This window comes from Lentibacillus sp. CBA3610, assembly GCF_013373365.1.
In the GTDB taxonomy this organism is placed as follows: domain Bacteria; phylum Bacillota; class Bacilli; order Bacillales; family Amphibacillaceae; genus Lentibacillus.
Window position 1 is genome coordinate 2,838,078 of sequence record NZ_CP035925.1, and the last position, 14,220, is coordinate 2,852,297.

General features: G+C 43.2%; 11 protein-coding genes and 1 pseudogene. 4 read left to right on the plus strand and 8 right to left on the minus strand.

Annotated elements, in window-relative coordinates; genetic code table 11:
* Positions 1-123: 123 nt before the first annotated feature.
* Positions 124-1,307: pseudogene (locus tag Len3610_RS13895) on the minus strand (cation:dicarboxylase symporter family transporter).
* 453 nt (positions 1,308-1,760) lie between these two features.
* Between Len3610_RS13895 and Len3610_RS13900 the strand changes: the two are divergent.
* Positions 1,761-2,030, plus strand: a complete 270-nt coding sequence (locus tag Len3610_RS13900) for a winged helix-turn-helix domain-containing protein (RefSeq protein WP_176448484.1) — start codon at positions 1,761-1,763, stop codon at positions 2,028-2,030.
* Between the two features lie 1,039 nt (positions 2,031-3,069).
* Here Len3610_RS13900 and Len3610_RS13905 read toward each other — a convergent pair.
* The 5 genes from Len3610_RS13905 to Len3610_RS13925 all read right to left on the minus strand — a co-directional run bounded on the left by Len3610_RS13905 (position 3,070) and on the right by Len3610_RS13925 (position 8,308).
* Positions 3,070-3,219 (minus strand): hypothetical protein, encoded by a 150-nt coding sequence (locus Len3610_RS13905; protein WP_176448485.1) that lies wholly within the window; start codon positions 3,217-3,219, stop codon positions 3,070-3,072.
* A 646-nt stretch (positions 3,220-3,865) separates the two neighbouring features.
* Positions 3,866-4,267 carry an SACOL1771 family peroxiredoxin gene (locus Len3610_RS13910; RefSeq protein WP_369693581.1) on the minus strand — a complete coding sequence of 134 codons (402 nt, stop codon included), beginning with the start codon at positions 4,265-4,267 and terminating at the stop codon, positions 3,866-3,868.
* Positions 4,268-5,139: 872 nt separating this feature from the next.
* Positions 5,140-5,499, minus strand: a complete 360-nt coding sequence (locus Len3610_RS13915; protein ID WP_176448486.1) for a DUF488 domain-containing protein — start codon at positions 5,497-5,499, stop codon at positions 5,140-5,142.
* Between the two features lie 32 nt (positions 5,500-5,531).
* Positions 5,532-6,314 (minus strand): TerC family protein, encoded by a 783-nt coding sequence (locus Len3610_RS13920; protein WP_176448487.1) that lies wholly within the window; start codon positions 6,312-6,314, stop codon positions 5,532-5,534.
* Between the two features lie 269 nt (positions 6,315-6,583).
* Positions 6,584-8,308 (minus strand): phospho-sugar mutase, encoded by a 1,725-nt coding sequence (locus Len3610_RS13925; protein ID WP_176448488.1) that lies wholly within the window; start codon positions 8,306-8,308, stop codon positions 6,584-6,586.
* A gap of 184 nt (positions 8,309-8,492) precedes the next feature.
* On the opposite strand from Len3610_RS13925, the gene Len3610_RS13930 reads away from it, so the two are divergent.
* Positions 8,493-9,572 (plus strand): AI-2E family transporter, encoded by a 1,080-nt coding sequence (locus tag Len3610_RS13930; RefSeq protein WP_369693698.1) that lies wholly within the window; start codon positions 8,493-8,495, stop codon positions 9,570-9,572.
* 39 nt (positions 9,573-9,611) lie between these two features.
* Positions 9,612-9,791, plus strand: a complete 180-nt coding sequence (locus tag Len3610_RS13935) for an SE1832 family protein (RefSeq protein WP_176448490.1) — start codon at positions 9,612-9,614, stop codon at positions 9,789-9,791.
* A 194-nt stretch (positions 9,792-9,985) separates the two neighbouring features.
* Here Len3610_RS13935 and Len3610_RS13940 read toward each other — a convergent pair whose 3' ends face one another.
* Both Len3610_RS13940 and Len3610_RS13945 read right to left on the minus strand, forming a co-directional pair.
* Positions 9,986-10,177, minus strand: a complete 192-nt coding sequence (locus tag Len3610_RS13940) for a hypothetical protein (protein WP_176448491.1) — start codon at positions 10,175-10,177, stop codon at positions 9,986-9,988.
* Positions 10,178-10,304: 127 nt separating this feature from the next.
* Positions 10,305-12,161 (minus strand): cation:proton antiporter, encoded by a 1,857-nt coding sequence (locus Len3610_RS13945; RefSeq protein WP_176448492.1) that lies wholly within the window; start codon positions 12,159-12,161, stop codon positions 10,305-10,307.
* Between the two features lie 481 nt (positions 12,162-12,642).
* On the opposite strand from Len3610_RS13945, the gene brnQ reads away from it, so the two are divergent.
* Positions 12,643-13,938 (plus strand): branched-chain amino acid transport system II carrier protein, encoded by a 1,296-nt coding sequence (brnQ, locus tag Len3610_RS13950; RefSeq protein ID WP_176448493.1) that lies wholly within the window; start codon positions 12,643-12,645, stop codon positions 13,936-13,938.
* Positions 13,939-14,220: the final 282 nt, after the last annotated feature.

The window sequence follows — 14,220 nt, forward strand, 5'->3', positions numbered from 1 at the left end:
GATCCGCTCACGTGAGGGAAGTTCTCGCACGATTTGGTGTGTTGCACCTTCGTGCTACTCGGTGCAAAACACGCCAAACAGGAAACAGCCGCCCCAAATCCGGAGCGGCTGCTTAATAATCACTTAAACAGCTGTTTCCTGTTCAATCGCTGTTTTGTCATTGTACGTTTTTAAGTTAAGCTTTTTCATAATTCGAGCTGTTAACGTTCCTGACAGCATTGAGTCATTTACGTTTAAAGCTGTTCTGCCCATGTCAATCAACGCTTCAATCGAAATCAATAGACCAGCTAAGGCAACCGGCAGTCCCATTGTTGAAAGCACAATCAAGGCTGCAAACGTTGCACCGCCGCCAACACCTGCTACGCCAAACGAGCTGATGCCGATGATCAGAACCAGCTGAATGATAAATTCCGGTGTCATTGGATTGATACCGACTGAAGGAGCAATCATGACCGCAAGCATGGCAGGGTAAATTCCCGCACAGCCATTTTGTCCGATTGTTGCACCAAATGATGCTGACATATTAGCGATCCCCTGATCAACACCAAGCGAATTCCTTTGTGCCTGGATATTTAATGGAATCGTTCCAGCGCTTGAGCGTGATGTAAAGGCAAACGTCAGCACAGGTAATACTTTTTTCAAATACGTCATTGGATTCAGGCCAAACACGCCAACCAGCAAAAGATGTATGATGAACATAACAAACAGCGCTGCATAGGATGCAATCACAAATTTGCCAAGTTCAAGAATGCCTGCTAACTCCGTCGTTGCAACAGTGTTTGCCATCAGTGCTAATACCCCAAATGGCGTCAGACGCAAAATCAGTGTCACAATCCGCATCACGACAGCGAACACGGCATTGACACCTTTTGTGAATAGCGCTGCTTCATCCGGCTTTTTCCGCCGCAGCCCCAATACAGCAATTCCGACAATCATTGAGAAGATGACAATCGCAATAACCGAGGTCGGACGGTCCTGTGTCATATCCTGAAATATATTGGATGGAATGGATACAAGAAGCCCGAATAATAACTCATCCGGATCATCTTGCCAAAGATCTGAATGAATTTTTCCAGATTAAATAAATGACTGAATAATCGATACCATGACAAGCGTATGTGACACATATCATCATTAATAGTTGGATAATAGCCGCTTCCGACAATGTCATACACCAGGCAGTAGTCTGGGTCATCACCTTCTGAGTTCGCACCCATATATACCTGTAAAATAACGCCAAAGACACAATTCCGAGACCAAGCCCGGTAAATACACGTTTACTGAACGAATAATGCTTTTTGCTGCATTCGGATTAAAAGACCCACCAAAAGAAAACAGAACAAGCACGTCAGAAAAAATATAGAATGTTAATCCCATTCCCGCTCCCCTTTAGTTTATCAGTTTTTTTAGTTTTGGCGGAGGACAAGTAGTCTGCCCCCATGCTCCTAATTAACTTATAATTCCTATAAAGTTTAGTTTACTTTAATAATATACAGTCACGTTGCAGTATATGTCAAACTAACTGTTTTCTTTTGCGGCTTTCCTTCAAAATGGTAATGTATGTAAAATTGGTTGTTCAAAAAAAGTCCCGGTAACATTGAGACGACATTCGAATTTTCTTTCGTTGTTTTTCTTCCTTTTTGAAACACGTATGTAAAGGACGATAGAAAAGGAACGGTTTCACATGAAGGACATCTATTATGTGGAAAGACTGGATCAGTTAAAAGGTGCTCAGTTGATCCGCTGAGAGTCAAGAATTTATGGAACGGACCACGGTGCCCAAAACCGGAAAAATGCTCGCCGTCAAACTTGATCTGCCTGCATCTAAAATGCGTTATCACCTGACTGCTCTGGAAAAAGCCGGTCTGGTGGAAATCGAACGAACAGAAGTGATCAATGGTATTGTGCAAAAATTTTATCGGCCAATTGCCAAAGATATTCGCCGAGAAGGTATCTCCCTTATTCAGTACACAGGAAAAAGCAACAATGGAGCCATTCGCGCTCTGCAAATGGCGCTTGAAAGGTTCTGAAGCGGAACGCAGCAGCTCCTGAAAAACAGAAACAGAGGACCGACCTCAGAACCAGATGAACTGACCCCATATCTTCCTATCTGTATCTTTAAAAAAAGAAGATTAATAGTATAGCCCAAGAAAAAAAATGATTGAACTCATCGAATTTTTAAAAAGAGCATGATCCAGCAAACAGATGTGGCTAAAAAACGTTTCATTTTAATATCACAGGGTTCCCGGCTGACGAAAAAGACTAGAAAAACCAGTTGGTATATAGTCTCGTCTTATAAAGAATGTCGAAGTTTTTCTTTTAACGTTTTTTCATAATTTGAAAACTTCTCGACAAATATGGGCCAGGTTTTCCGTCTCCTGGAATCCATACACCTTCATAACTAAAAAGTTAGCCATTCGCCTCCTGGGTCCTTCCGCGAAATACCCCTTTGCTTGAGGACCTCCATGACCATCCACCAGCAGACCAAGACTGACGATGAACGTTATAAACGAGGCAGTGATGATGGTGTATCTTAGCGGGATGATTTCACCGGTAAAAATTCCGATTTAGCAGAATAAAAGGCAAATTCTGAAAAAGCACTCAGTGTTCCGAACACACCATATATCCGTCCGATCATATCTCCGGCATGTTAATTTGGAAGAACGTCATGAAACCTGCAATTGGAAAATGAATTAAAAAACCGATAATGATGAAACGACAGCCACCGACCAGAAATGAAAAGGAGAATGCATAAATCAGATACCGACCGCGGTAAACAATGAAGCCCGCCGCCAATCAAAAAATCTTAATGACAGCTTTTTTTGATAGTACCGATAGAATGATAGCCCCCAATAACCGAACCCACCCCCGAATGCTTACCAACAAACCCATAATCACTTTCCTGACCAATCCCAGCGTCTGCTGGATAAACACAACCTCCTGTGCATCCATGCCCATAAAGAAATAACATGAGCATATAAATCAAATACAATAATCAGAAAATATATAAGGGAAAATTCCGAACTGAAATGAAATACACCTTTCCAGTCATCTTTAAAGGTTTTCCAATTAAATCCCGGGGTGCCCGGCTCGGCTGCAATAATGGGCAAGAAATAGCATAATGACTACCGAAACAAGAAACGAGACGGCCGTCAGCCAAATAATGGCACCTGCCGACATGACGACAAGCAGTGCTCCGGCAATAGCGGGGCCGACCAATTAAAAGCAACCTGAACATAAACAAGACTGGAATACGAATTATATGCCTTTCGATCCTCTTTAAGGTACAAGTTTCGTGATGTAAGTGACCCGATGCAGGGTCAAAAAATGCCTTTGCCACCGACAGGAGAAATAAGCAACCATAAATAACCGGAATAGATGAAACACAAGCGGAATGATTGCCATAAATACAGGCTCTGACTAACAGTAGCGATCATGATTTTTCTTTTGTGCCAGACGGTCAATCAACGTCCCCCGCCAGAACTTTGTCAAAAGAAGAAGCCAGTGGGCCCCATATCCAAAGCCCCTGCAACCGCAGCCCGGTGAATTTTGGTTTACCTGCAGGATCAGGACATTAATCGCAATAAGGTAGATAAAATTCCCCCAGGCGCGAAAATACCAACGCCGATAACAGCAAGTAAAGGCATGTTCCATTTCGTTATGAATGCTTTCCAGGATTGGCCGCAAATCAAAACACCTCTCCCCCATAAAAAAAACGATTATCCGTATTATTTTATTTCAAATCATATTAAAATTTTAATACGATTATACCACTTACACCCAAAAAGTGAACAGGGCAGGGGTCAGACCCCGTGTCCCAGGTTTTTAATTGAATAGTCGCCTGTAATTCCATTTCCACATTGCCTTAACGGCACGGGAAATCATACAGCTTGATTCTTTTTCCCTTTTCACAATTCTGCAGCTTTTTACAGTCGTTTTCTTCAGCACCTTCCTTCAGGGCCACATATGGTTTATGGATGATTTTTTCATATGTGAAGACACCATCTGTGACATCCACTATGCCCTCAGAATCCAGTGACATCTCTTTTAGCGGAAGTTCCGCCCGTTCAATCATAGCCGCGAGTGTTATCAAATAACATGTAGCAGCTGCGCCCAATAACATTTCATCCGGGTTTGTCCCCTCGCCTGGACCATCCATTTCCGGCGGTATCGAGATTTTCGTCTGCAGATTTCCTGCATCAATTAATCCAGTACTATTCCTGCCACCCGGCCAATCAGCTTTCAAATGAAAATGATGTTGTGTCATTAAGCCACCCCCACTTAAAATTCATGCTTGATTCATACCCTAAAAAATATAACTCATGCCAATGCCAAGGATAACACCGATTATGACAACGAGCCACGCTGGTGTTTTTCAAAGATGCAGCAGTCCAAACAGAACATTGTCATATGCCTTTCAGAAATTAGATGAAGGACATTTTTCGGCATCAATTGATTGTGAAAGCAATTCCCCCGGTCCATTCCATGCAACTTAAAGCTGCAATCGACTGTGAGCCTGTTCTCTCGTGCATTTCCAGCGATCTTGAAGACCGTTTTGATCATGACAAGCCTTCTCTCGTGCACCTCAAACGATCTTGAAGACCGTTTTGACCGTGACAGGCCTTCTCTCGTGCATTTTAAACGATCTTGAAGACCGTTTTGATCATGACAAGCCTTCTCTCGTGCACCTCAAACGATCTTGAAGACTGCTTTGATCGTGACAGGCCTTCTCTCGTGCACTTAAACGATATTATAGAACGTTTTGACCGTGACAAGTCTTCTCTCGTGCATTTTAAACGATCTTGAAGACCGTTTTGATCATGACAAGCCTGCTCTCGTGCACCTCAAACGATCTTGAAGACTGTTTTGATCGTGACAGGCCTTCTCTCGTGCACTTCAAACGATCTTGAAGTGTGATTTAACCATGACGGCCAGTGTCACACGGTCATTCGCATTTTTATAACAGCAATCGAGCGGAGTGTTATTTAACCTGGACTGGCAAAATCATCCTTACAAAACACAAAAACAGCAGGGAAAATTTATTATAAATTCTCCTGCTGTTTTATTGCCTTGATAACTACAACCTGCTCATGCTGCAAAAGAGAGCAGTTCACCGATGCACCGGTGATTTTCTATCCACTACTGCCTGTCCAATATTTCCTTCAGCACTCTGGCCTGGTTATGCTCCTCATCTTTCGCCGCAAACAGCAGTGTCAGATGTTTATCATGTTCGTTGGTCAAGCTTTTTAATGTCTGCAATTCTTCCTGCTTCCGCCCTTCCTTTAGCTCTTCTTTATATTTTTGCTTAAATTCATCATATTTATCAGGATCATGTCCGAACCATTTACGTAAATCATTGGACGGTCCAATTTCTTTCAGCCAGTGATCCAGCTTTGCGTCATCTTTTGAAACACCTCTTGGCCATACACGATCCACCAATACACGCAAGCCATCATTCGGTTCAGCCTGATCATAAATCCGCTTCATATTGACAGGCATCTGTTCACCACTCCTTTAAATCACTTTTTTCTTTACGAACTCTCGTGCTGTGGCGTTTTTTCATCGACCTTGCCGGATGCAAACCAGCCAATGACTGCTACTGATACCAATACGGTATAAAATATAAGCTTCCACGCCGTTGAATGCGGAAAGGCATGTGGGATCAAGCCAATATCGTCATGTGCCAATACAAGCAGTGACAGTTTGACACCAACCCAGCCGACAATGGCAAATGCTGCAATTTCAAGACCCGGCCGTTTCTGTAACAATTCCACAAAAATATTGGCAGCAAACCTCATAATGATCAGACCAATCATACCACCCGCAAAGACAACAGCAAACTGGCCGCCATCCAGACTGCCAATGTCCGGCAACGCGGTCGGTGGCAATGCGACCGCCAAGGCAACTGCTGCCAAAATCGAATCAACGGCAAAAGCAAGATCCGCAAACTCCACTTTGACAACCGTCATCCAGAACCCGCTTCCGGCTTTTTCAGGATTCGCTTGAGCGTCATCGTCACCTTTTTTGCTTGAAAACCTGTCATATAAATTTTTACCCGATATACCTAACAAATAGAGTGCTCCCAGGGCTTGTACCTGCCAGAAGTCAACTAAAAATGAAATCATGAACAATGAACCAAATCGCAGTATAAACGCTCCCGCTAAGCCGTAAAACAGAGCTTTTTTCCGTTGCTTTTCCGGGAGGTGTTTCACCATGATTGCCAGTACCAATGCATTATCAGCTGCCAACAGACCTTCCAGACCAATCAGTATGACCAGTACCCACAAATATTCGATCAGCAATTGTGCTTCCACCAGAATCTCTCCTCAAAATTAAAAATGGTCCCCACCAACAGGTAAGGACCATGAAAAAAAGACCCTTACCTTTAGTGGTAAAGGTCTCGCTAACAACATTTGTTGCCAATTAAGCCGGGGATGATATCCATCCCGAAATGACGACTTGAATTGTACAGCTACTCCCCTTCAATTATCGAAAACTATGCTATACTAATTAAACCGCTAAATTCTTAAAATGTCAACATCGAATGGCAAATTGGCCCCTAAATATTCAACATCTGTGCTGCTTAAATTTGGTGTATGACGTTTTCCATATGAGCTTTCAAATCGACTAATCGGGTTTTAGCTGCTTGTTCACTTTCATCACACACGGCAAAATAACATTTGATTTTTGGCTCGGTACCGGACGGCCGCAAACATACCCAACTGTCGCTATCCAAAATGAATTTGACCACATTTTCCTCAGGCAGATCAATCGGTTCTGTCCGGCCACTTTTCAATGTGCGCTCACCTGATGCGTAATCCTCGACCGATTCGACCTGTAAGCCACCAATTTCCTGCAGCGGCTCTTTCCGGATACTTTCCATAATCGCAGCAATTTTTTCCGATCCTTCTTTTCCTTTTAACGTCAGTGACAGCATATCTTCCAGGTAATAACCGTGTGTTTCATACAGCAGGTGAAGGGCATCGAATAGTGTCTTGTCCTTTTTTTTCCAATAATAGGCCATTTCCGCGGCTAAGACTGCTGCCTGGACAGCATCTTTATCACGTGCAAAATCACTGATCAAATAACCGTAGCTTTCCTCATAGCCGAAAATGAATGTTTCATCCGTTTCGTCAAATTGCCGGATCTTGTCGCCGATATATTTAAATCCTGTTAATGTATCAATGGTCTTAACACCATAATAATCAGCAATTTTCCGCCCTAATTCGGATGTAACGATTGTTTTGAGCATCCGGCCGTTTTTCAGTGAGTCCGAGTCGCTATGTGAGAGAATGTAATCCAGCATTAAAGCCCCGAGCTGATTTCCGGTTAACACCGTATAGTCACCGGATAAGTCTTTAGCAGCGATTCCCAGCCGGTCCGCATCAGGGTCTGTACCAATTAAAATCTCACCGCCCGTCTGTTTTCCCAGTTCCATCGCCATCGTAAATGCCTGAGGCTCTTCCGGGTTAGGTGATTCAACCGTTGAAAATTCCGGATCTGCTGCAGCCTGTTCCTCGACAACATCCACCTGCTGAAAATTCAGCTGCTTCAAACCTTTCAGCACTAAATCATGTGCCGTTCCATGCAACGGTGTGAACACAATCTGCAAATCTTTATGCGCGTTTTGTTCGTCAACACCCAGTTTTGAAATGCCCGCAAGCTTCTCAAGATAAGCATGATCAATTTCCTGTCCGATCCATGTCAATACGTTTTGTTCTTCCAGTTGCTTATGGTCAAGATACGGCACTGTTAATTCATCTTCTACCTGCTGGATATATCCGGTGATGTCACGGGCTTCATCCGGTGTTATTTGACCGCCGTCTTCATTGTAAACTTTAAATCCATTATATTCCGGCGGGTTATGGCTTGCGGTTATCATGACACCTGCCACTGTCTCCAAATGCCGTACAGCAAAGGAAAGCAGCGGCGTCGGGTGCAATGTGTCAAATACATACGCCTTAATCCCATGTGCACCAAGGACTTTAGCTGTTTCAAGCGCAAACACACGTGACATATACCGTGAATCATAGGACACAGCAACACCACGATTGTTCACGTCGGCAAAATGATTTTTTAAATAATTGGCAAGTCCATTCACTGCTTTCCTGACCGTATATATATTCATCCGATTAATCCCCGGCCCGAGAACACCCCGCATACCCCCGGTTCCAAAGGCTAATTCAGTATAAAACGCATCCTCCAGCCAATCCCGATGGCCATTCATCTTTTCTAAATCCTGTTTCAAATCCGGATCAAGATCTCGATATGTACGCCATTTTTCAAAAACATTTTCCCATTCACTCATACGTCCTCACCCTTCTCGCATACTATCTTGCCTGAAATTCTATCATACTTTTGACCCGTATTCTATGTTTCTATGTTTATCCTGTTATCATTAAGTATAAAATAGGGAATAGACTTTCTATTAAGTGCTGATAAAGTTAGAATAGAATAATAACTATTTAAATTGGAAAGATGTGATCACATTGATGCAAAAACGGTGGTTTCAATTTTTAATCGTCCTTATTCTTGTTTTTCTGTTAATATTACTCATACGGGCTGCTGACTTCCTTTTCGACCCTATCTTTACATACGTTGGTGCCGTTGCATTTCCGATAATTGGTTCCGGTGTGCTTTTTTACTTATCACGGCCACTGATGCATTTATTGGAAAAACTGAAATTGCACCGCATCGTGGCAATCATTGGCGTCTTCCTGATTCTGGCAGCTGCTGTCTATATTGTCGCCAGATACATTGTTCCGATTCTCGAGACCCAGTTTTCAAATTTGATCAACAACATACCGACGATGGTTTCGGGCATACAGGACCTTATTGCGTACTGGCAGTCCAATCAAAATTTGATTCCTGATGAAATCAATGAGACCATCAATAATCTGACATCTAATCTGCAATCTTATATTGAAATGGCTATGTCTTTCATTTTTGGCTTTATAGGTGAATTCATCAGTATTATATTTGCGCTGATACTCATCCCGTTTTTCCTGTTTTTCATGTTGAAGGATGGGGAAAAATTCGTTCCGTTTATTACGCAGTTTTTTGAAAAAAAGAAAGCAGACAATATTCGTTCGCTTTTATCCAAAATCGACGAAACGTTAACATCCTTTATTCAGGGGCAGTTGATTGTTGCGCTCTGTATCGGCATTTTGTTGTACCTCGGTTATTTGATGATCGGTCTGAATTATGCCCTGACACTGGCCATGTTCGGCGCAATTATTTGTGTGATTCCATTTATTGGTCCCTATATTGCTGTCATACCGGGAATGATCGTGGGATTGTTCCAGGATCCGCTCATGCCGATTTGGGTAGCCATTATCATGATTGTTGCCCAGCAAATTGAAGGCAACCTGGTATCGCCGAATGTTATGGGCAAGGCGCTGCATTTGCATCCATTAACCGTTATTACAGTTGTACTTGCTGCCGGCAGTATCGGCGGCTTTCTGGGTATGCTGTTCGCCATCCCGTTCTATGCAGTCGTCAAAACGATTATCAGCCATTTTTACGAAACCTATCAGGATGCACAGAGAGATGAAAAAGATGCTTTAATCTGATATGAACACGATAGTTCTCACAAAATATACTGCCGTCCCATGACAAAGAAGCAAATTGAAGCAGAAATGGCGGAATTAAAATCGGATTATGTACGGATACAAGGTGATGTTGAAAAAGCAACATCATTTGGCGTCAATACCTCGACCGGAGAAAAAAAGATGGTAGAGATTGAGGAGCGCATGAAAGAATTGAACCAAAAATTGGATGAGATTGAATAACTATACCCGGGGCACCTGTAACAGGTGGCCCGGTTTTTTTGATCATACAGAAGAACCATTCTATAATTTTATTTCGGGAACATGTTTCGGCTTTCCCGCCCATGTTTTCAATTTCGAGCCCATGTTCCGTCGCTCGCGCCCATATTTTCGATTTCACGCCCATGTTCCGTCGCTCTCCGCCCATGTTTTCGATTTCACGCCCATGTTTTGACGCTCGCGCCCATATTATCGATTTCACGCCCATGTTCTGCTGTCCCCGCCCATATTTTCGATTTCACGCCCATGTTCTGCGGCTCTCCGCCCATGTTTTCGATTTCACGCCCATGTTTTGACGCTCGCGCCCATATTTTCGATTTCACGCCCATGTTCTGCGGCTCTCCGCCCATGTTCCAGCAGCCCTACCTATAACCCCGCTCTTGAGAATAAAGAGTGTCGGAGTTTTTATTAATTCATTCAGTACTTCCTGGCATTAAAAGGCATTAAAAAGGACTGCCCCTCTCAGGACAGCCCTCTTTAACTTTTTTTCCCATTACCATTACGCTGGTTTTCCAGACGTTTCTCGATCTTTTTCTGTTCTTTTACCGGTGGTGTCAAACTAACAACGGTATCACCCGGTTCAGGAGTTATTCGCAATTCCTCCGAGTAAAATTTCATCCTGCCTGAAGGTTTCATAACATATAGCAGCACCGTATCATCATCTTTCTCATTCAAGTACTGTTTATAAGGATATTGATTGGTAATCGCCGTCTGCCGGAACACGTAATTTTCTCTGGTCTTCTGATTTAAATCTTCCAGTGATAATTCCTGTCTGAACAAGATTCTTCCACCGACTTTATTGACAATATCACCCATTCCATTAAGGTCATGGCGATATGGACTCACTTTAAATACATTCGTTCTGCCATACTCCGGCATGAACGTTGTACAGATGAGTGCATTGTATGAGTTATACTCGGTGGCGGCAATCATGTACTCATAAGGCATTGTATCCAGCTGGTATTCTGTCTGCTCCGACAGCATCTGCCCATGATAGAAAGGAACGCCTGCTTCACGGGCTTTCCGCAATTTTTCCCAGGATGAATCAACGATAATAACCGGTGCCCTCACTTTTTGCAGTGATTTGGCGAGATTCACCGTGAAATTATTGCTCCCGACAATCAATGTACCGGGTCTGCCCTCTTTGGAAAGATGCAATTTCTTCGCAAGCCAGCCAATCGAAAATCCATGGGCAACAACAGTTGTAAACACTAATGCAAAGGTAATAGTTGTAATAAGCGACGCATCCGCATAACCTGCTTCACTCAGTATTGAAGCAAAATAGCCGGACACGGTTAAGGCAACAATCCCTCTTGGCGCAATCCATCCAAGCAGCAACTTTTCATTTAAAGCCAAGTTCGTTCCGATAGTTGAGAGAAAAATTGACAACGGACGAACGATAAACATCATTAACAATACATACCCCATAATATTCGGGTCAAATACTTGCAACAGTGTATCCACTTGCAACGAGGCCGTCAGCATAATGAATATGGCCGAAATCAGCAACATCGAAACATTTTCTTTGAAATGACGCATATCCTGAACCGAACTGATTCCCATGTTGGCAAGTGTCATCCCCATTGCCGTAACAGCCAGCAGTCCTGTTTCATGTACGATCTCATCTGCAAGCGTAAAGCAGGCAATAACAACGATAAAGACAGCGGGGGATTTTAAAAACTCCGGAATATAGCCATTTTCGAACATCCAGCCGATTCCACGACCGCATGCCCAGCCTAAGATACCGGCAAAAACCGAGGCAGCAAAGAAAATGAACAATGCTGTGCCATCCGGGTTTTCTGCTGTCAAAAATGTTATGATTTCAAAAGCAAAAACAGCAAGCAGTGCACCAATCGGATCAACTATAATTCCTTCCCACTTAAGAATCTTGGCGGGGCGGGGTTTTAATTTTGATTGGCGCAAGAGCGGCATAATAACGGTTGGTCCAGTTACAATAAATAACCCGCCAATGACGAATGCAGCAGCCCAATTCAGACCTGCCACATAATGAGCCGCCAGCGACCCCAGGATCCAGGCGATAAAAGCTCCGATTGTCGAAATCCGGAAAACCGGCCGCCCAAGACCGCGGATTTCCTTGAAACTCAAATTCAGACTGCCTTCAAACAAGATGATGGCAACCGCAACGGATATAATCGGATTATATAAAGGGCCAAAGTCTTCTTCAGGATTTAAAATTCCCAGGATTGGACCTGCAAGCAACCCGGTAATGGACATGATAACAATCGCCGGCATTCTGTAACGCCAGGCAACCCACTGGGAACCTATCCCCAAAAGACCGATTAACATGACCTCAAACAAAAGAGATGGAACCATATCTGTCCCCCCTTAAATTTATAGTTTCCAGAAACACACAGGATATAAGGTGAATTTCCTATCAATCGAGTGCTTCAACATAAAGTACATAGAAGTGCTGCCGGCCGCATAGAACAAGGCAAGCTCCGACAGTAATGCTTCATACGAAGAAGAGGCGCTTTTCTTTTTCGAAGGACATCACTTACTTAGCCTGCCTGGCAACTGTTCACCTTTAATGGATTTAACTTTCAATGACACATAAGATACAGTTATTTTAAATGGGTAAACGGTGTATGTAAACAATTTTATTTGAAAAAATATATATCTGATTTTTATAACCATCACAAAAACGTCATATTTCCCCTTCAAATTGCGTTGACAAACGCTATCTGACTTGTTAAGCTATTTCTTGTTTTACGACATTTTCCGACACTTTAAATCAAGTTTTCTGATTATTTTATCTTTTGGGTAAAATACTATTAGACTGAAAGGACCAAATATCATGAAAAAAGATACCGTCATCATTGGCTTTATGTTGTTCGCACTCTTTTTTGGCGCAGGAAATCTTATTTACCCGCCGACATTGGGGATCGAATCCGGGACGTCTTACTGGGCGGCGATTGCCGGTTTTATTATTACTGGTGTCGGATTGCCGATACTTGCTGTTATGGCCGTTTCGTTTGTTAAAAATGACGCCAGAGAGTTGGGTGATCGCGTCCATCCGCTCTTTGGACTTATTTTCACATCAATGGTGTACCTGACGATCGGCCCGGTTTTCGCTATTCCCCGTGCAGCCACGGTAGCATTTGAAATGGCGGTCGAACCATTTATCACCGGAACAGGTATTTTATTATTCCTGTTTACGACCATTTTTTTCGTGCTCGTTTATCTGGCCAGTCTGAATCCGTCCAAAATGGTCGACCGAATCGGCCAGTATTTAACACCTATTTTATTGGCGGCCATTGTTATACTTTGTATTGGCGGATTCATGATGATGACGGCTGCAGCGGGAGCACCTGCTGACAAATATACAGATTCGCCGCTTTTCTCCGGTTTTGTTGAAGGTTATTTGACGATGGACGCTATTGCGGCGTTAGCTTTTGGGATTATCATTGTCAATGCGTTTAAAGAACGCGGGGTTACGACACAGAAAGGTTTGATTCAATCAACACTGAAAGCCGGGTTGGTTGCTGGGATTAGTCTGACAGCTGTCTATACTTCCATTGGCTGGATTGGCTCAAGAATGGCATCTGCAGGTGACTTTTCCAATGGCGGGGCGATTTTGTCAGCGGCTGCCGAGACGATGTTTGGCAGTTTTGGTGCCCTGCTGCTAGGGGTGATTGTTGCGCTGGCGTGTTATACGACATCAGTCGGATTGGTCGTTGCCTGTGGCCAGTTTTTCCATCGAGTGACCGGTCTTTCATACAAATGGATCATTGCTATTGTGACACTTATCAGTTACCTGGTTGCCAATCAGGGCTTGAATACGATCATCAATGTTTCGGTTCCGGTACTCACGTTTATTTATCCGATTGCCATTGTGCTTATTATCATGACTTTTCTGCATAAATGGTTTGGCGGCTCAAGGAGAGTTTATCAGGGTGCGATTCTGGTGACGGGTGTTGTTGCTCTCTATGATGGACTGGCAGCGTTTGGCCTTAAGATGCCAGCTGTTACATCGGTCATGGAGTACTTGCCGTTTTTCTCAATTGGCCTGGGTTGGATTGTTCCGGCCGTTGTTGGCGGACTAATCGGATACCTGTTCAGAGGACGATCAGGACTACCCCATTCGAACTAGTATTTTAAAAAGGAAAAACGCCTGTACAGGTCAACCTTTGTGCAGGCGTTTTTTAATTGACATTTTGGAAGCATTTGCATATAATCATCTCAAATCTATTCTTTTCCCCTCGTTTAAGCGTGCTTACCTACAATTTTTAACCTCAGTAAAGATTGGCATTCCTTTTGAAATTCATGGTATATGATTTGTTCGATCGTTCCCTTATTCTAAAATCCCGACTTATTAATAGCTTCATATTCTTTGTCCGGGCTTGTCTTATATTTATTTTACACCTCCCCAGTA

Coding starts and splice junctions, on each gene's coding strand:
- Len3610_RS13935 (WP_176448490.1), top strand. CDS start 9,612: ATGACAAAGAAGCAAATTGAAGCAGAAATGGCGGAATTAAAATCGGAT.
- Len3610_RS13945 (WP_176448492.1), bottom strand. CDS start 12,161: ATGGTTCCATCTCTTTTGTTTGAGGTCATGTTAATCGGTCTTTTGGGG.
- Len3610_RS13915 (WP_176448486.1), bottom strand. CDS start 5,499: ATGCCTGTCAATATGAAGCGGATTTATGATCAGGCTGAACCGAATGAT.
- Len3610_RS13930 (WP_369693698.1), top strand. CDS start 8,493: ATGCAAAAACGGTGGTTTCAATTTTTAATCGTCCTTATTCTTGTTTTT.
- Len3610_RS13925 (WP_176448488.1), bottom strand. CDS start 8,308: ATGAGTGAATGGGAAAATGTTTTTGAAAAATGGCGTACATATCGAGAT.
- Len3610_RS13940 (WP_176448491.1), bottom strand. CDS start 10,177: ATGGGCGGAGAGCCGCAGAACATGGGCGTGAAATCGAAAATATGGGCG.
- brnQ (WP_176448493.1), top strand. CDS start 12,643: ATGAAAAAAGATACCGTCATCATTGGCTTTATGTTGTTCGCACTCTTT.
- Len3610_RS13910 (WP_369693581.1), bottom strand. CDS start 4,267: ATGACACAACATCATTTTCATTTGAAAGCTGATTGGCCGGGTGGCAGG.
- Len3610_RS13900 (WP_176448484.1), top strand. CDS start 1,761: ATGGAACGGACCACGGTGCCCAAAACCGGAAAAATGCTCGCCGTCAAA.